This window comes from Glutamicibacter sp. JL.03c (assembly GCF_025854375.1).
Classification (GTDB): Bacteria; Actinomycetota; Actinomycetes; order Actinomycetales; family Micrococcaceae; genus Glutamicibacter.
The window spans coordinates 1,358,102-1,376,666 of the sequence record NZ_CP107575.1 but is presented as its reverse complement, the minus strand read 5'-3'; the positions used below and the strand labels follow the sequence as shown (position 1 = coordinate 1,376,666).

At 60.1% G+C, this 18,565-nt stretch carries 14 protein-coding genes; 10 read left to right on the top strand and 4 right to left on the bottom strand.

Annotation, left to right across the window (positions count from 1 at the left end; genetic code table 11):
* Positions 1-81: 81 nt before the first annotated feature.
* Positions 82-900 carry an ABC transporter substrate-binding protein gene (locus tag OF385_RS06330; RefSeq protein ID WP_264277496.1) on the bottom strand — a complete coding sequence of 273 codons (819 nt, stop codon included), beginning with the start codon at positions 898-900 and terminating at the stop codon, positions 82-84.
* Between the two features lie 297 nt (positions 901-1,197).
* Here OF385_RS06330 and OF385_RS06325 point away from each other — a divergent pair, with 297 nt between their 5' ends.
* The 8 genes from OF385_RS06325 (at position 1,198) to OF385_RS06290 (ending at position 12,475) form a co-directional block, all read left to right on the top strand.
* Positions 1,198-2,934 carry an ABC transporter transmembrane domain-containing protein gene (locus OF385_RS06325; RefSeq protein WP_264277495.1) on the top strand — a complete coding sequence of 579 codons (1,737 nt, stop codon included), beginning with the start codon at positions 1,198-1,200 and terminating at the stop codon, positions 2,932-2,934.
* Complete coding sequence (locus OF385_RS06320) at positions 2,931-4,712, top strand: ABC transporter ATP-binding protein (protein WP_264277494.1); 1,782 nt, start codon at positions 2,931-2,933, stop codon at positions 4,710-4,712. The genes OF385_RS06325 and OF385_RS06320 overlap by 4 nt, the downstream gene beginning before the upstream one ends.
* A 466-nt stretch (positions 4,713-5,178) precedes the next feature.
* Entirely contained in the window at positions 5,179-5,913 is a 735-nt protein-coding gene (locus OF385_RS06315; RefSeq protein ID WP_264277493.1) for a hypothetical protein, read from the top strand.
* 839 nt (positions 5,914-6,752) lie between these two features.
* Positions 6,753-8,279, top strand: coding sequence for a fumarylacetoacetate hydrolase family protein (locus OF385_RS06310; protein ID WP_413468117.1), 1,527 nt, complete (start codon positions 6,753-6,755; stop codon positions 8,277-8,279).
* Positions 8,267-8,938 (top strand): GntR family transcriptional regulator, encoded by a 672-nt coding sequence (locus tag OF385_RS06305; RefSeq protein WP_264277491.1) that lies wholly within the window; start codon positions 8,267-8,269, stop codon positions 8,936-8,938. The genes OF385_RS06310 and OF385_RS06305 overlap by 13 nt, the downstream gene beginning before the upstream one ends.
* A 52-nt stretch (positions 8,939-8,990) precedes the next feature.
* A complete protein-coding gene (gene hpaE, locus OF385_RS06300) occupies positions 8,991-10,487 on the top strand; it encodes a 5-carboxymethyl-2-hydroxymuconate semialdehyde dehydrogenase (RefSeq protein ID WP_264277490.1) in 1,497 nt (498 codons plus the stop codon).
* A gap of 52 nt (positions 10,488-10,539) precedes the next feature.
* Positions 10,540-11,649: a 3,4-dihydroxyphenylacetate 2,3-dioxygenase gene (gene hpaD, locus OF385_RS06295; RefSeq protein ID WP_264277489.1), complete on the top strand. Its 1,110-nt coding sequence runs from the start codon at positions 10,540-10,542 to the stop codon at positions 11,647-11,649.
* 163 nt (positions 11,650-11,812) lie between these two features.
* Positions 11,813-12,475 (top strand): phosphoribosyltransferase, encoded by a 663-nt coding sequence (locus OF385_RS06290; protein ID WP_264277488.1) that lies wholly within the window; start codon positions 11,813-11,815, stop codon positions 12,473-12,475.
* A 75-nt stretch (positions 12,476-12,550) separates the two neighbouring features.
* Here the strand turns inward: OF385_RS06290 and OF385_RS06285 are convergent, their stop codons facing one another.
* Together OF385_RS06285 and OF385_RS06280 are read right to left on the bottom strand one after the other, a co-directional pair.
* Entirely contained in the window at positions 12,551-13,864 is a 1,314-nt protein-coding gene (locus OF385_RS06285) for an MFS transporter (protein WP_264277487.1), read from the bottom strand.
* Positions 13,865-13,872: 8 nt separating this feature from the next.
* Positions 13,873-15,288 carry a M20 family metallopeptidase gene (locus tag OF385_RS06280; protein WP_264277486.1) on the bottom strand — a complete coding sequence of 472 codons (1,416 nt, stop codon included), beginning with the start codon at positions 15,286-15,288 and terminating at the stop codon, positions 13,873-13,875.
* A 127-nt stretch (positions 15,289-15,415) separates the two neighbouring features.
* On the opposite strand from OF385_RS06280, the gene OF385_RS06275 reads away from it, so the two are divergent.
* Entirely contained in the window at positions 15,416-16,312 is an 897-nt protein-coding gene (locus tag OF385_RS06275) for a LysR family transcriptional regulator (protein ID WP_264277485.1), read from the top strand.
* A 24-nt stretch (positions 16,313-16,336) separates the two neighbouring features.
* Here the strand turns inward: OF385_RS06275 and OF385_RS06270 are convergent, their stop codons facing one another.
* Positions 16,337-17,047, bottom strand: coding sequence for a FadR/GntR family transcriptional regulator (locus tag OF385_RS06270; RefSeq protein WP_264277484.1), 711 nt, complete (start codon positions 17,045-17,047; stop codon positions 16,337-16,339).
* 152 nt (positions 17,048-17,199) lie between these two features.
* On the opposite strand from OF385_RS06270, the gene OF385_RS06265 reads away from it, so the two are divergent.
* Positions 17,200-18,561 carry an SLC13 family permease gene (locus tag OF385_RS06265; protein ID WP_264277483.1) on the top strand — a complete coding sequence of 454 codons (1,362 nt, stop codon included), beginning with the start codon at positions 17,200-17,202 and terminating at the stop codon, positions 18,559-18,561.
* Positions 18,562-18,565 lie beyond the last annotated feature (4 nt).

The following is an 18,565-nucleotide window of genomic DNA, read 5'->3' as shown; positions in this document are numbered from 1 at the left end:
AAGGTTTACCGTGCCGCGCCGCCGGCCGGTGCAGGAAATGACAGTCAAAGCCCTGCCCGGCCAACGCGAAACACCGTGTGACTACTTGGCTAGATCACTGCGGACCTGCTCCATGAACGCCACCGCGCCAGAGGGCGAGCCGTAGGTCATTTCCATGTTGTATGTGTAGATCCGGTTATTTTTCACAAACGGAAGGCTCTTCCAGTACGGTGACTTCTCCATAGCAGCGATGGATTTATCCAGTTCTGCCTGTGCATCATCGCCAACACCCTTGGACATCCACACGGCGTCAACGTTCTTGAGTTGGTCGAGCTCTTCCAAGGACAGGCTCAATCCTTTTTGCTTGCTTAGTTCTTCGGTTTTCAGTCCGATGGTGTCAAAGACACCGCATTCGAGGTACGAGTAGCAGTCAACGTTGACCTTCCCGTCCCAGTAGCCCAGGGTGGCCACCGTTAGATCCCCATTGCCCGCTTCATCGATGGCTTTCTTAGCTTGCTGGCCGTGGTCCTGATATCCCTTCACCCACTGGTCGTACTGTTCTTGACGGCCCAAATCCTTGGCTGTCTGTTCAAAATGTGATTGCCAGGATTCTCCATCAAAGGCGTTGGTCGTGTAAGTCGGGGCGATCGCTGCGAGCTTCTCGTGGACTTCGGCATCGTAGCCCAGGCCGTTGAGGATGAAATCAGGAGCTGCGCCCAGGACCCGCTCGTAGTTGAACTCTGGATAATTGGCAAAGGGTGTGACCTCGGCGAGCGCTTCCTGGGGGAAGTAATCAGGGAATGTCGTGAACCCTGAATCGCCTCGAATCGGCTGCTCGGCGGCCAATGGAATGCCCAGAGTCGCCAAAATGTCAACGTCCGTGGTGTAGAAGCCTAGGGCAGCGGCGGGCTGCTGGTCCACGCTCACCTCATGCCCTTGCGGGTCAACGGTTTCTAATGGCGACTGATCCGCTGGCACTGATGTGTTCTCAGCAGCTTGGCCTGAAGATTGCCCACAGCCTGTGAGAGAAAGTGAAGCAAGTGCCAGCAGCGCTGCTGGCGCCAACAGGGCGCGAGTGAAGGTTCGAGGCATGCGAGTGATCCTTAGGGTTGGGGGGTGTGTTGATGACTAGGCCTGCCAGGCCACGCACCTCAACTAAATTACCGTAGGCTAACCTACATTAGTTACGAAACATATTTATAACATATTATGAATTCCATGTCGTCATCTCGCCCTTCCGGGCCTCTACTGCTACGTGCCATGTTGCGCGCTGAACGCGGCCGAATCATTGCCGCCGTCGCCCTGCTCTCATGTTGGACCGCTGGTGAAGCACTTGTCCCAGCACTCATCGGCGCAACCATCGATCACGCAATTGCCGGTGGCAACCTAACTGGCTTGGTCCTCTGGCTCATCGCCTTGGGACTATGTTTCGCCATGCTTTCCTTCGGCTATCGCTATGGCGCCCGCCTAGGAAACTCGGGAATGAACCGGCAGGTGCACCAACTGCGCACGCGAATTGCCGAACATGTCATGGCCCCGGATTATCGGCCACGCAGTGCCCGCATGCCCGGGGAAATCGCCACCATCACCTCGGTAGACACCGATGTCAGCGCCTCGGTCATCCGTCAGGCATCACTAGGTTTTAGCGCCCTTGGTGGCCTGCTGGTCTGCGCCGCGTATCTGATCTGGGCCAATCTATGGGTGGGCCTGTCGGTCCTGATCATCACGCCCCTGGGCATGGCCGCACTGCGCTGGCTCACTCCCCGCTTAAGCAAGGCCAGCGATGATCTCCAATCCGACATCGCCGCATCCGGGGCCGCGGCCGCTGATCTCATGGCCGGCATCCAGGTGCTGCGCGGCATTGGTGGCCACGACCAGGCCGCCGCTCATTATCGTGAGGCCAGCCAGCGCGCCGCCAACGCCGGAATCGTTTCGGCGTCCGCCTCGGGGCGCATCGACGCGGCTCAGGTGATGGTCTCCGGAACAGTCCTCTTGTCCGCTGCAGGTCTCGGTGCGTGGCAGGTAACGGCCAGTTCCATGAGCATCGGGGCATTGCTGGGCGTATTAGGCGTCGCGCAATTCCTCTCCACTCCCCTGGGCACCTTGGTCTCCACAGTGGAGGCCCGCACCCGGTCCGTGGCCGCCGCCGAACGCGTCGCCACCTTGCTGGCCGACGGAGCAGATCGCTCAGGAATGCAACGCCCGGCACAGCGCAGCGATGGCGTATTGACCATCGATTTACCTCCATTCACACATGGAGCACTCACCGTGACGCCCGGCAGCTTTACCGTCCTGGTTTGCGCCGAAGATTCTGTGCGTTCACAACTGGCCACGATGCTCTCCCTTGGCGGCGAACATCAGGAAAGAACAGAAGCTGCAGCTATTACGCACCCACGCCTCCTACTCGACGGCATCGATATTTCACACATCGACCCCGCCTACCTGCCCAGCCTGCTGCGCCTGGCACCTCATCAAGCGCATCTGGTTGAAGGCAGTATCAAGGCAAATATTTTTGGTGAAGCCCCACTTCCTGACCCGCAGGCGTTGCAGCTACTCCTGCGCGCCAGTGGAGTTGACGAACTATTGGAGAACTTCCCTGAAGGTTTAGAGCACCGGGTGCAAGGGCGGGGCTTCAACCTCTCCGGTGGGCAACGGCAACGCGTCGCGCTGGCCCGTGCACTGGCTGGGGGCCCGCTGATCCGAGTTCTGCAAGAACCGACCAGCGCCGTGGATTCGGTGACCGAAGCAAATATCGCCCAAGGATTACTCCGTTGGCGCGAGAATGCGCAAATAACCGGTGCAGGGGCGGGGACCTTGCTCATCTTGAGCACCTCACCCACGTTGTTGCACGCAGCCGATGAGGTCATCTTCTTTGACCGTAACGGGTCGATCACCCGATCAACCCATGTGGAACTCAGTGCAAAGTCAACGTATGAAAAGGTGGTCAGCCGATGAGCCTTACCCCAGAAGACATCGACCAACCATCGCCGGCGTTGCCCACGGCCAGTATCGCCACCGCTTGGCGAGTATTGGGTCGAACCCTCCGCCCACAGAGATGGCTGATCATCTGGGCATCAATGGTCACTCTGGCATCATCAGCGGCAGCCATGCTGGCACCCTTTGCCATCGGCATCCTTGTCGACGCATTGGGCACCGATAACCCCGAACCCACACTCATCCGATGCCTGCTGGCCATCGCCGCCTCATTGGCCTGCGGTGCCGCACTCACCTGGTATGCCCGAGTACTGTACGCAAGAATCGCCGAACCTGCGGTGGCAACCCTGCGTGAAGACGCCGTCGAACATGCGCTGAATCTAGAATCCGGTATCTTGGAGCGCGCAGGTGACGGCGAACTAGTCTCACGTGTCTCAGATGATTCTCGATTGATTTCACAAGCTGTCGCATGGCTCTTACCGGCTTTCCTCTCGGCAACCACCCTATTGGTGCTCTCGATTCCAGGACTTTTCACCCTGCACTGGGTATTGGGGCTCACCGGGCTAATAGCCATTCCAATGTACTGGTTGTCCCTGCGCTGGTACCTCCCGCGCAGTGCCCCGCTCTACCGTGAAGAACGTGAAATCCTGGCGCGTCGCACCAACACCTTCCTTAATGCGTTTCACGGACGCGCGATGCTGCATTCTCAGGGTTGGGCTCGGGTGCAGATCGAAGCGTTGGAACGGGCCAGCGACGACTCACGAAACGTAGCCGACCGCGTCTTCCGCATGCTCACCCGCTATTTCGCACGCAACAACCGTGCAGAATTTGTCACGATGGCAGCCTTGTTGACAGCCGGATTTTTCCTTGTCCAGAGCGATGCCACGACGGTTGGAGCAGTCACCACTGCAGCCCTGCTCTACCATCGGCTTTTCGACCCGATCTCAGAGGTGGTCACGCTCTTTGACATGGTTCAAGAGGCAGGCATCGCACTGCGCCGAGTCACCGGCATTCTTTTGGCCAAGCGTCGCACGCCCAGTGAAAATTCCCAGTTGCCCCATGAGCTGTCTTCCACCACAGGGCTGGTTCTGCATAGCGTCGGTCACCACTTCGAATCTGACGTGGCCGTACTCAAGGAGCTGAATTTGTCCCTCGCTGAGGGTCAGTGCGTCGCTTTGGTGGGTACCACCGGAGCTGGAAAAACCACCGCGGCACGGATCTTGTCTGGCGTCATCGAACCGGCAAGTGGCATCGCAACCCTTGACGGGAAGCCGTTATCTGCCTACGAAATGACGAGCCTTCGCCAGAACATCGCAATGATCTCCCAGGATACCCACGTCTTTTCCGGAACAGTACGAGAAAACCTCACGCTAGGGTCGACAGCACCTTGTTCCGAGAATCAGCTGCAACAGGCAATTGCTTCGTGTCATGCCGAGTGGATTAATGAATTACCTCAAGGATTGGACTGCGCACTGGGTTCTAATGCCTACCAGCTCTCCAGCCACCAAGAGCAGCATCTAGCCTTGGTTCGTATTGCTGTGCTTGATCCACGCATTATTGTCATGGACGAAGCCACTGCCGAGTCGGGATCTAGCAATTCGCGCGAGTTGGATAAGGCCGCAGCAACTTTGACCAAGGAGCGAACTTCGCTGGTTATAGCGCACCGGTTATCGCAGGCGAGAAACGCTGATCGGATCATCGTGATGGAGCAGGGTGAAATCATAGAAGATGGAACCCACGAGCACCTCCTGGCCATCGATGGCAAATACGCCAAGCTATGGAGAGCGTGGGAGGGCTAATCCCCAATATCTCAAGGCTTGATGTACCGTGAACATCATCAGGTGGTTCCGCCAAGAATTTCGGCGGAACCACCTTCTTCTGAAAAAGCAACGGCACTGGCCCCGATACAGGCTACACCTGGTGGCACCTGGATCCATGCGCACCACGTACGTCAGGAAGCCAGAGACATCTCCTGTGCGCTCCGTGCTCGTGCGTCCATGTCATGATTCGAGCTAGCCCAGTCGTTTCTGCATGGTCGATCATCATTGATCAAGAACGACCAGCTGAAAACGTTCGAACGTGTAGTCAGCCTTGATTGATGAAATGCGCAGCGACCGTGTTGCCGGACCCAGAGTCCAGATATGTCGCATCAATCTGGTGGGGCCACCGCATAATCTTCTAAATTGTCCAAGAAATCATTTATAGTTCAAATATTCAAGGAACCATCCTTGTAAATTCACTCGCATTCACCATGGGGAAATCTCTATGCATAATACTGTTGGGCGTCGGATTCGCAACCTCGTCATTGGCCTAGCTGCCACCGGATTGCTCGCAGCTGGAACAGTTCCAGCCCAAGCTAGCGAGAGGCCAATCGACGTCACCGGATATTCCGTTTCGTCCATCGCCGTGGCCGACTCAAACTGCCATTATGTCTCGGTCAAAGCTTCTTCGAAGGTCAAGCGAGACTACGAGGAGGCGTTCGGTTTCATCGATGTCACCCGAAATGGCGGCCTCGTCGATTCGCTGTGGTTCGAGAATCGCAAGGTTGGGGACCGCGCCCTGATTTGTCCAGCATGGGAGGGCTTGGGGACCTACAAAGTGGGGCCAGCCGACATCTCCGCCGCCTACAGCTACTGGGATTCATACTTCGGCTACGAAGGTACCGATTACGTGGACTACGTGGATCGAACCAGCAAGACCTTCAACGTCCGAGGCAAATCCAAGAGCACCCTCACCGCCAAACGATCCGGCAGCAAGGTCACCTTGACTGCAAAGGCCCAGGTGTACTCGCCAGAGAAGTACCGGTACGCGCAATACAACGGCAAGAAAGCCAAGTTCCAGGTTAAGTCCGGAAGCAAGTGGAAAACCCTGAAGACGCTCGACCTGAAAAAGGGCACCGCGAAACTTACGGTGAAGCAGTCCAAGAAGAAGACCTACCGCTTGTCCATCCCTACGGCCTCATGGGCCACCGCAACCAGCAGCAATTCCGTGTCGAAGTAGAACGTTCATTCATTTAGGGATCAATTGGCTTCTCGATCCGGCGCCCGCTTAACCGGGCGCTGGATCAGCGGTGATCCTCGGCCCGGTTCTTGTGCACCCGTGATAGAACTTCAGGCACTGATCTTGATCGTTGCGCCCCACGAACGATGGATTCCGCTTGTACGCCCCGAGCAGCCCGCTGCTTGTCGCGACCTGCTTGCAAGCCGAACGTCCCGGCTCGACCGTTGATGCGTCGCGCCCTGGCTCCTTTTCTTGAGGTCGCGGCGCAAGCCTGAAACAACCAACCGTGCTGGCTGGCGAAATCGCAGGGATCATTCTTTGGCACGGTTCATCCCGTCTCTTGAATGTCGCCGTGGCGAGCATGAAACATGCGTATTCGCGAGGCGGGTATCCGGCATAGCTGCGCCGCCATGAGTCGATCCTTCCTCGCAGATATGGAGGAAAGCATCGCTGCCACCACGGTGGCTGGCCGCCCGGCTCTACTGGTGCCCACGGCCGTGGCGGCCACTTCTCGGCTCATTATCTTGGCGGTGAGTTCAGGCATCGATCAAATGCGCCGATTCCTGCTTGGAGCCAGCATTACCGGCGTCCCAGTTTCCATCGGTGCCGGTTCACTCACTAGAGCACTGCCGACCCCAGCAGCTTCCCCGACGAGGGATGCTGATGCGATTCGCGTCCGGCCTTCGCTAATTTCAGTCCTTTCTCATGTGGCGCCATCCAGGTATTCAAGGAACGGCGTCTTTTTCATTGACGAACTTAGTGCATTGTTCCAGCACGCTTGACAGTGGATGAGATTCGGAGCACACTGATCGTATACGATTTGATGTACGACATGATGTATGACGAAAGCAGGACGATCAACGGTGACCACTACCGTCCCAGTAACCGAAGAGACCTTCGCCCAGGCAGGCAAAGTTCTGGCCGTGCACCTGAGCTACTCCTCCCGCGCAGCACAGCGCGGGCGTACCCCGAAGTTCCCCAGCTACTTCATGAAGGCTTCCAGTTCCCTGGCCGCCACCAACGGCACCGTCGAGCGCCCAGCAGGCACCGAGCTCTTGGCCTTCGAAGGAGAAATCGCGCTGATCATCGGCACCGCTGCCCGCCGGGTTTCGGTAGAAGAAGCCTGGAGCTACGTCGGCTCCATCACCGCATCCAACGACCTGGGCGTGCACGATATGAAGTACGCCGACAAGGGATCCAACATCCGCTCCAAGTCCGGCGACGGCTACACCCCGCTGGGCCCCAACATGCTGGATGCCGCTTCCCTGGACCCAGCCAAGCTGCGCGTGCAGACCTGGGTCAACGGAAACCTCGCCCAAGACGCCACCACCTCGGAACTGCTCTTCTCCTTCGCCCAAATCGTCGCCGACCTCTCCCAGCAGATGACCCTGCAGCCGGGCGACATCATCCTGACCGGCACCCCTGCGGGTTCCACCGTCTTCTTCCCGGGCGACGTGGTGGAAGTCGAAGTCACCGACCTGATCACCGGCGCCTCCACCGGGAAGCTGAAAACCACCGCCACCGAAGGCACTGCCGCTTTCGGCTCCTTCGGCAACCAGCCGAAGGTCAATGACAAGGACAAGGAAGACGCCTACGGCGACCGCGCCTCGGCCAGCCTGCCTCCGGTGATCACCGGCAAGGACGTCCTGACCGATGCCGTGCGCGAACAGCTCGCCGCGGTGGCCACCGCCACCCTCTCCGCCACCCTGCGCAAGCGCGGCCTGAACAACGTGAACATCGAAGTCCCCGGCGCCACCAAGGGCATGCAGCGCGTGATCGGCACCGCCCGCACCCTGCGCTACATCCCCAACCGCGAAGACCTCTTCAAGGCCCACGGCGGCGGATACAACACCCAGAAGCAGTCCATCGACTCGCTGAACAGCGGCGAAATCCTCGTCATGGAAGCCCGCGGCGAAACCGGCTCGGCCACCCTGGGCGACATCCTGGCGCTGCGTTCCCAGCAGCTGGGCGCAGCCGGCATCATCTCCGATGGCGGCGTACGCGACCTCGACGCGGTCTCCAACCTGGAGATCCCGGTCTTCTACAACGGCGCCCACCCGGCAGTGCTCGGCCGTAAGCACGTGGCCTGGGACAAGGACATCACCGTGGCTTGCGGCGGCGTCTCGGTCCAGCCCGGCGATGTCATCGTCGCCGACTCGGATGGCATCGTCGTCATCCCGCCGGCACTGGTCGAGGACGTCGCTGCCGAGGCAGTAGTCACCGAATCCAATGACGAGTTCATCTTCGCCATGGTCAAGCGCGGCTACGGCATCGAGGGGCTGTTCCCGATGAACGCGGAATGGAAGGCCAAGTACAACGCGTGGAAAGACGCCGGCAGCCCGGAGCTGGACTCATGGGTGCTGTAGTGACCGCCTCGAAGTCCGAAGCCGCCTACCAGCTGGTCTCCGAGCGCATCACCAACGGCGCCTACTCGCCGGGCTACCGCCTGGTGTTGGGCACCATCGCCGAGGAGCTTGGCTGCTCGGTGGTCCCGGTGCGCGAAGCGATCCGCCGCCTCGAGGCCGAAGGCCTGGTGCACTTCACCCGCAATGTCGGCGCCACCGTGGCCCATGTGGATTCGACCCTGTATCTGCACACCATGCAGACCCTGATGGTGATCGAACCGGCCGCCACCGCGCTGGCTGCCGACTCCATGGATGCCACGTGGCTGGCCAAGGCCCGGGAACTGAACGAAAAGATGCGCCAGTGCCTGGAGGACTTCGACCCGGTGGCCTTCACCCGGATGAACACCGAGTTCCACCAGCTGCTCTACGGGCAGTGCCCCAACCCGCACATCCTGGATCTGGTGCAGCGCGGCTGGCGCCGCCTGGCAGCGATGCGGGCCAGCAGCTTCACCCATATCCCCTACCGCGCCCGCGAATCGGTCAAGGAGCACGATGCGCTCCTTGATTTGATCGCCGATCACGCCACCCCGGCGCAGATCGAAGCGGCCTGCCGCGAACACCGCGCCCATACCCTGAACAGCTATTTGAAAGCTGCGGGCATGGAACCCAGCGCGATCTAGAACCTGATTTTCCACGACCCACCAACACTCACCAGCACGAAAGGAATTGCACATGAGCAAGCACTTCGTACCAGAAAATCTCCCCACCCACCTGCAGCACTACATCAACGGCGAATTCGTGGACTCCATCGGCGGGGAAACCTTCGATGTCCAGGAGCCAGTGACCAACACCAACTACGCCACCGCTGCATCGGCGCAGCCCGCCGACGTTGACCTGGCCGTGGCGGCCGCGTCCAAGGCCTTCAAGGAAGGCCCTTGGTCCAAGATGCTGCCACGCGAGCGCTCTCGTGTGCTGCACAAGATCGCCGACATCGTCGAATCCCGCGATGACGAGCTGGCCTTGCTGGAGTCCTACGACTCGGGCCTGCCGATCACCCAGGCCAAGGGCCAGGCACGCCGCGCAGCCGAGAACTTCCGCTTCTTCGCCGATCTGATCGTCGCCCAGGTGGATAACTCCTTCCGCGTGCCAGGCCGGCAGATGAACTACGTGAACCGCAAGCCGATTGGCGTGGCCGCGCTGATCACTCCATGGAATGTGCCGTTCATGCAGGAGTCCTGGAAGCTGGCCCCGGCCATCGCCACCGGCAACTCCGTGGTCATGAAACCGGCCAGCTACACCCCGCTCTCCGCTGGCCTGTGGCCAGATATCTTCCGTGAAGCCGGACTGCCAGAAGGCGTCTTCAACCTGATCTTCGGCTCCGGCTCCGTGGCCGGCGACTACCTGGTCAAGCACCCGGATGTGCCATTGGTGTCCTTCACCGGCGACTCCTCCACCGGCGCCACCATCTCCACCGCGGCGGCTCCATTCTTCAAGGGCCTGTCCCTGGAGCTCGGAGGCAAGTCCCCGGCAGTGGTCTTCGCCGATGCCGACCTGGATGCTGCTTTGGATGCCACCGTCTTCGGCGTGTTCTCGCTGAACGGCGAGCGCTGCACCGCCGGCTCCCGCGTGCTGGTTCAGCGCGACATCTACGATGACTTCGTCGCCAAGTTCGCGCAACGCGCCAAGAACATTCGCGTTGGCCTGCCTAGCGATCCGCAGACCGAGGTCGGCTCGCTGGTGCACCCCAAGCACTTCGAGAAGGTCATGAGCTACATCGAAATCGGCAAGCGCGAAGGCCGGCTGCTGGCCGGCGGCGGGCGCGCTGAAGGCTTCGAGGACGAGGGCAACTATGTCGCACCGACCGTGTTCGCCGATGTCGCCCCGGATGCGCAGATCTTCCAGGACGAGATCTTCGGCCCGGTCGTGGCGATCACCCCGTTCGACACCGACGAGGAAGCACTTGAGCTGGCCAACAACACCAAGTACGGCCTGGCCGCCTACGTATGGACCAGCAACCTGAAGCGCGCGCACAACTTCGCGCACCAGATCGAGTCCGGCATGGTCTGGCTGAACTCGAACAACGTCCGCGATTTGCGCACCCCCTTCGGCGGGGTGAAGGCTTCGGGTCTGGGCCGCGAGGGCGGCTACCGTTCGGTGGACTTCTACACCACCCAGCAGTCCATCCAGATCACCCTGAACGAAGCCCACTCCCCCAAGTTCGGCGTCTAGGAAGCATCAGCTTCCCCGCCACAAATCTTTCCTGCTTGCAAAGGAGCAAATCATGAGCGAAGAGATCGCAAACCCGATTCCCACCCCATCGGTTCCAGCACCGGATATCCTGCGCTGCGCCTACGCCGAATTGGTGGTCACCGACCTGGAGCGCTCGCGCAACTTCTACGTTGACGTCCTCGGCCTGCACGTTTCCTACGAGGACGAGAACCAGATCTACCTGCGTTCCTTCGAAGAATTCATCCACCACAACCTGGTGCTGACCAAGGGTCCAGTAGCAGCGCTGAAGGCCATGGCGTTCCGTGTCCGCTCCACCGAAGACGTGGACAAGGCCGAGGCCTACTACAAGGAACTGGGTTGCCGCACCGAGCGCCGCAAGGAAGGCTTCGTCAAGGGCATCGGCGACGCCGTGCGCGTCGAGGATCCGCTGGGCTTCCCCTACGAGTTCTTCTTCGAGACCACCCACGTTGAACGCCTGCACATGCGCTACGACCTGTACTCGGCCGGCGAATTGGTCCGCCTGGACCACTTCAACCAGGTCACCCCGAATGTGCCTCGTGGCCGCGCCTATCTTGAGGACCTGGGCTTCCGCGTCACCGAGGACATCCAGGACGATGAAGGCACCACCTATGCGGCCTGGATGCACCGCAAGGGCACCGTGCACGACACCGCCCTGACCGGCGGCAACGGCCCGCGACTGCACCACGTGGCCTTCTCCACCCACGAGAAGCACAACATCATCCAGATCTGCGACAAGATGGGCGCCCTGCGCATCTCGGATCGCATCGAGCGCGGCCCCGGCCGCCACGGCGTGTCAAACGCGTTCTACCTGTACATCCTGGATCCGGATGACCACCGCATCGAGATCTACACCCAGGATTACTACACCGGCGACCCGGACAATCCGACCATCACCTGGAATGTGCACGATAACCAGCGCCGCGACTGGTGGGGCAACCCGGTGGTTCCATCGTGGTACACCGAAGCTTCCAAGGTCCTGGACCTGGACGGCAACGTGCAGGAAGTCATCGAGCGCACCGATGACTCCGAACTCGAAGTCACCATTGGCGCCGACGGCTTCTCCTACACCCGTGCCGGCGACGAAGATGGCTCATACCACGGCCAGGCTTCCAAGGGTTTCAAGCTGGGCAACCAGCTCTAGGCGCCAGTCGCTGACAAGGCTCCTGCGCACTGAACGGTTTATTCCGTTCAGTGCGCAGGAGCCTTTTGCGTGCACGCTCGATTGCACAACGGGCAACGCAAAGAACCGCTGGAATTCATGTCGGACGCTATTCATTTCGCGGGGATTGGGCAAGACTGGAACCATGGTCGGTGAAAACAGTTCCAGGTTTGATGACCGCAGCCACGCCGGGGCCGCGTTAGGCATGAAGCTCGCCACGACCTTGCCCGCCGGCGAGTACACGGTGCTCGGGCTGCTGCGCGGCGGCGTTCCCATAGCTTATGAAGTAGCCCAAGCTCTGGGTGCTCGACTCGGCGCCCTGGCGGTGCGCAAACTCGGAGTGCCCAGCAACCCGGAACTGGCCTTCGGCGCCATCGCGCAGTATGCCGGCGCCAGCGGCCGCTACCTCAATCCCGAAGTGCATCGACGCGCAGTGCAATTTTTCGGCCATGATGAATTGGCTTCAGTTGAAAACGGGACGCACGCGGATCTTTTGGCATTGGCCCACGCGTTCAAGGCCTATACGCCGGATCTTGCCGGGCAATCAGTGATTCTCTGCGATGACGGTATTGCCACTGGTGCGACCATGAAGGCATCCCTGGAACTCATCTTGAAGCTGCACCCGCGTTCGGTCACCGTCGCATCCCCGGTGATAACGCCGGAATCCTTTGCCGGGCTCGCACCATTAGCCAATGGCCTCGTCGAACTCTTGAAGCCTCGGCAGTTCGGTGCAGTCGGCGCGTATTACAAGGACTTCAGCCAGGTGGAGCAGGACAACGTTCTCAAGCTCTTGGGTGCGAGTTCCTGAGTGCTGCACGGCAAATGGCCGGCACCCTTGAACTGGGTCCCGGCCATTGAGCTGTGCGTCCTTTGAATTACCGGTTCAGCGCACCGAGCGGAAACGGAAGGCCGCTCCCAGGGCAGTGATGCTGACGATGGACAGCACCGCGAGATAGTAACCTGGCGCCACCGGCTGCCCCGTGGCTTCGATCAGGAATGCGCAGATCATTGGAGTGAACCCGCCAAAGACCGCCACTGCCGCGTTGTAGCTGAATGACAAGCCAGTCGCCCGTACCGAACCGGTAAACACGTCAGCCATAACCGAAGGCAGCGCCCCAAAATACAGGGCCTTGAGCAGTCCGAGAATCGTCATCACCACAGCCAGGACCAGGAAGCTCTTTCCTGCGATGAGCCAGAGGAACAGGGGAATCGTCAACAAGACAATCCCGATAACCGCCGGAATCATGATTTTCAATCGGCCGTATCGGTCCGATAGGTGGCCAACGACTGGAGTCGCGAAAGTCAGGATCACGCCGGAAATAATCAAGGATGAGAATGAGACAGACGGGTTCATGCCCAGTTGCTTGATTCCGAAAGTCGGCATGTACTGAAGAACAAAGTTCAACGCAGTCGAGATCGCCAGGGCACCGCCAGCAATCAGCACAGATACCTTGTGCGAGCGGAAAAGCTGTTGCACCGGTGCATGGGCTCGCGTCTGCGCACCCGAAACCGGCTGCTCTTCAGCTTTTTCTATTGGCGCTTCGTCTACATGCCGGCGGATCCACCAACCGGCAGGGCCAACTAATAGTCCAATGAAGAACGGAATGCGCCATGCCCAGTCGTTCATTTGCTCTGTAGTGAAGACGCTGGTCAGAATGACGACCGTAATTGCAGCCATCAGCGATCCAAGGCCTTGGCTCGCAAATTGGAAACTACCCAAGAAGCCTTTTCGCCCCTTGTTTTGGGCCAGCAGGTACGAGGTTGCTGCTCCGAATTCTCCGCCGGCCGAAAAGCCTTGGACCAGACGTCCGAGAATCAACCCCAACGGGGCTAGCAAGCCAAGAGTCTCGTATCCGGGCATGAAAGCAATGATTGCAGTGCCTACTACCATCAACCTGATGGTGAGGATCAGGCCTTTTTTCATTCCCTTGCGGTCTGCGTAGGAGCCGAGCACCAGGCCACCCAGCGGCCGGATCAGGTACGAGATCCCGAAAACGGCAAACGCTTGGATTACTTCCACGGCCGCATTGTCCGAGGGGAAGAAATTGTGCCCGATGTAGATTGCCAGCAGCGCATAGATGGACATGTCGTACCATTCCAGGGCATTGCCAATGGTGGCCGCCGCAATCCCTCGTGCCGCGGACTGGCGTGCAGGCGCGGAGACTTCCGAGACCATTGCTTGTTGTTGCTTATCCATGCTGGTTCCTATATCTTTCCGGCGGCCAGCACGCTGGCGCTTGGTGAGTCGTTCCGCGTTCCCAGATCGTGGAACAGTCCGCACATCATTTGCAGCCCTTCGCGAAGGACCGATTCCAGTGCATGTTCGTTGGGGCCGTGCTGCTGGCACCCAGGGTAGGAGTGCGGAATCCAGAGGGTGGGCAATCCCAGCGTGGACTCAAAAACGGCGTTGGGAAGCGAGCCGCCAATATTCGGCAGGATCGTGATGGGCTGGCCGGTGGTTTCTTCCAGGGAATTGCGCGCCCACTGCACCCACGGATTCTCCGGTTCAATACGGCTTGCCGGAAAACATTGGCCCGTGCTCAATTGCACCATCGAGTATCCGGCTTCATCCAGGGCCTGGCGAATCGCCGATTCGAGCATGCTGGTGTTGGTTCCGACGACAAACCGCAGCTGCAGGACTGCCCGTGCTTGTCCAGGTATCGCATTCACCGGTACCTGAACATTCGCCGAGTTCATCGCCAGGACTTCCAAGGTGTTCCACCCGTAGAGCCGCTCGGCGGCGCTCAAGCTGGTATCCGCCCAGCCTGCCGCCACTTCTGGATCCTGCTTTCCCTGTCCAACTTGAACTGGTGCCAATACCTCGCGCACGGACTCCGGGAGGCTCTCCGGCAGCAATTCAGGGACCCTGATACGTCCGTGGCCATCGACGAGTGTTCCAATCGCGCCGGCCAGCGTCGTCGCGGGATTGCGCAATAGCCCGCCCCAGTTTCCCGAATGGTATCCACCGTGGCGCAGGGGAACGTTCAGCTCAAAGGTCGCCCCACCGCGTGCTCCGAGGAAGATGGTGGGCTTGTCCGCGCTCTGCCGCGGACCATCCGAGGCAATGAAGACATCCGCCTCAAGCAGTTCGCGATGCGCCGCGGCATATTCATCCAGCTGGGGCGATCCGATTTCCTCCCCGGCTTCGAAGAGGAAGGTGATGTTGAATCCCAGGGTTCCTTGTTCTGCCAGGATCAACTCGATGGCTTTGAGGTTCACCAGATGCTGGCCCTTGTTATCGGCGGCGCCGCGTCCATACCAACGGTCCCCTTCAGCACGAAGCTCAAAGGGATCCCGCCCCGCATCCCACTGTCCGGCTTGCCCGTCGACCACATCCGCATGCCCGTAGCACAGCACCGTCGGGTACTGCTGGGCTTCAATGCGAGTGGCGATCAGAAAGGAATTTCCTGAACCCTGCCAATTCAGATCCGTGGTCACAGCGAAGCCCGAGGCCTCGAATCGCCCACGCAGCATGTCGTCGAGATATGCGTTGACAGCAACGCTTTGCGCGGGGTCACTGCTCACCGTCGGCCGCGCTACCAGCTGCGAAAGTTCATTGAACAACTCCCCAGAGTCGGCGAACTGCTGCGCTTTTTCCAATAGCTCTTGTCTCGTTGCCACGGTTCCCCCTCGATAATTTCCTGTACTGGAGATCACACTATGAGATCAGGAGGGGCTTGAACCAGTGCCGTTTCGAGCACTAGGTTTGACTTAAAGGCAAACCTACGGAGAACGAGAGTTCAGCACTATGCAAACGCTACCCACCGCCCTGCACTATTTCCATGAGGTGGCGACCACCGGGTCGATTTCCGAGGCAGCCGAAGCCCAGCACGTTTCCCCTTCGGCGATTAGCCGGCAAATCAGCCAGCTTGAACGGCAGATAGGCTCACCGGTGTTTCGCCGGCATGCGCGCGGCATGGAGCTGACCGATGCCGGAGTACTTTTGCTCACCCATACCCGTCGAGTCCAGGCGGAGGGCGAACAGCTTCTCCAGGACCTCGGCCAGATCTCCAGCGGCATCTCACGGAGCATCAAAGTCGTCAGCTCCGAAGGGCTGGCTGCCTCGGTCACACCGAGGGCGATCGCCGCTTTCTGCAAGCTCCATCCGCAAGTGTCAGTGCACCTGACGGTGCTCCCCTCAGCTGACGCGGCCCGCCAAATCGTCGAGGGGACCGCGGATATCGCGACGGTCTTCACCCTGGGCTTGCAACGCGATGCGCAAGTCGAGTACTCCCGCCCCGCCCCGGCCTATGCGGTCCTTGCCACAGGTCATCCGCTGGCTGGCAAATCCCAGGTCTCGCTGGAGGAGCTATGCCGCTATCCCCTGTCAATGACCGCCAAGGGCATTACCCAGCGCGAACTGTTCGACATTGCGATGTCCATGGCAGGACTAACCCCGAACATTGCATTGACGACGGACCATATCAACCCGGCGATGGAATTCGCGCGCTCGGGCGCGGGAGTGACGCTTTTGAGCCAATTCGCGCGGGACAGCGCATTGAGCGAGGGATTGGAATTCATCCGCATTGACCATCCAGCTTTCGCAGAACGCACGGCTCAGATTCTGACAATGCCCCGCCGCCGCCAGCCTGCCTTGGTCACGGCACTGATCCAGCACATCACCGATGTCATGAAGAGCAACTAGCCGGCACGGGCAGATAGCAGGAACCTACTGGATTTCCTTCAACAGGGCCACGTCGGAAACCAGCTCGATATGCTCCTGCATCGCTGCGGCCGCGGCTTTCGGGTCGCCGGCGGCAATCGCTTCGGTGATTTTCCGGTGCGATTCCAGAGATCGTTCCGGACGCCCGGGCTGCCCCAGGGACTCAAGGCGCGTTTCGAGCACCATTTCAGAAATGAACGTCATCAGCTTCTGCAAGACCGAAGATTTCGCGGCCCCGGTAATAGCCTCATGGAAAAGCTCGTCGCCCTTTTCACCCCGGTCCCCCTCGGCAATTTCTCGGGCCATCACCTCCAACGCATGATTGATGCGCTCCAGGTCATCGCCGGTGCGTCGTTCCGCCGCAAGCGACGCCAATTTCACCTCGAGGGTACTGCGCGCTTCGACGATATCCGGGAGCCTGCTCTTGTGTTCATGCAGCTCTCTCAATACCGTCGCAACACTCGGCCGGTACACCAGGACGGCACCCGTCCCATGCTTGACGTCAATGACGCCCAAAACTTCCAAGGCCACCAGCGCCTGCGCCAAAGTAGCCCGGGAAACACCCAGCTGATCTGCCAATTCCCGTTCGGCCGGCAGGTGATCGCCGGGCCCCAGCTGCTCCTCCTCGACGAAAGCCAGGATCTGCTGCATGAGCTGCTCATAGAGCCGCGGACGCTGCACCTTGGCAAAGCCTTTGGGCTTTTTGACTTCAGCCATGTTCACTCCCTCTGATGTGTCCTAGGTCAAACTTACACTGAAATTTTGCTTGACAAGACACTCGGAGTCTAGGAGGCTAGGCCAGTGAGCCAGTGACTACCGTCACAACAACTACCACTTGCTTTGCGGCCTTCACGAAAAGGATATTCCCCATGTCTGTCGCGCTCGTCTCTATCATCATCCTGGCGGTGATGTTCATCATCGCCACGATGTTCCCCATCAATATGGGGGCCTTGGCCTTCGTCGGAGCCTTCCTGCTCGGCGCCGTCTTCCTCGGGATGGATACCAAGGACATCCTCGCCAGTTTCCCTGGCGGCCTATTCCTCACCCTCGTGGGGGTCACCTATCTTTTTGCCATCGCGCAAAACAACGGCACCATCGACATCCTCGTCGACAAAGCCGTCAAACTCGTTGACAGCCGGATCTCGCTGATCCCCTGGGTCATGTTCGCCATCACCGCGGCCATCACCGCCATTGGCGCCCTGGGCCCGGCAGCGGTCGCGATCATCGCCCCCATCGGCCTGAACTTCGCCCAGCGCTACAAGATCAACCCGCTGATGATGGGCATGCTCATCGTCCATGGCGCCCAGGCCGGCGGCTTCTCACCGATCGCCGTCTACGGCGTCATCGTCAACGGGCTGATCGAGGAAGCCGGGTTCGACTTCAGCCCTACCGCGCTCTTCCTCACCAGCTTCATCTTCAACCTGGTCATCGCCATCATCTTGTTCCTGGTCCTTGGCGGACGGCAGCTGGCCGGCCAGCGTGCCGGAGCCATCGCCGAACGTGTCGCCGAAGCACGGCTGAAGGTCTCCGCCGGCGCACGCGCCGCGGACGTCGACTTCAAGGGCAGCGGCTCAGGCACCTACGGTCCCCGCGATCCCGCCGGCGACGGCGCAGCACCGAAGGCACCGGGACAGCGTTTCGGTCAGACCATGACCATCATCGGCCTCATCGTGCTGGCAGTCGTCGCCCTGGGCTTCAAGGTCGACGTCGGATTCGTCTCCATCACCATTGCGGTGTTCCTGGCACTGGTCAACCCTGCCGGGCAAAAGGGAGCAGTGAACAAGATCAGCTGGTCCACCGTCCTGTTGATCTGCGGAATGCTCACCTTCGTGGGCGTGCTGGAAGAAGCCGGAACCATCGAATACGTCTCCAACGGCGTGGCCAATCTCGGCGCACCGCTGCTGGCCGGACTGCTCATCTGCTACATCGGCGCCGTGGTCTCGGCCTTCGCATCTTCCACCGCGATCCTGGCCGCCCTGATCCCGCTGGCCATTCCGTTCCTGAACACCGGATCTATCAGCGCCACCGGCCTGATTTGCGCCCTGGCCATCGCCTCCACCGTCGTTGACGTTTCACCCTTCTCCACCAACGGCGCACTGGTCCTGGCCAACGCTCCCGAAGGAACCGACAAGGACCGCTTCTACAAGCAGGTCCTGAGCTACGGCGGCATTGTCGTGCTCGCCGGTCCGGTGCTGGCCTGGGCGCTGCTGGTCCTGCCCGGCTGGCTCTAGACCG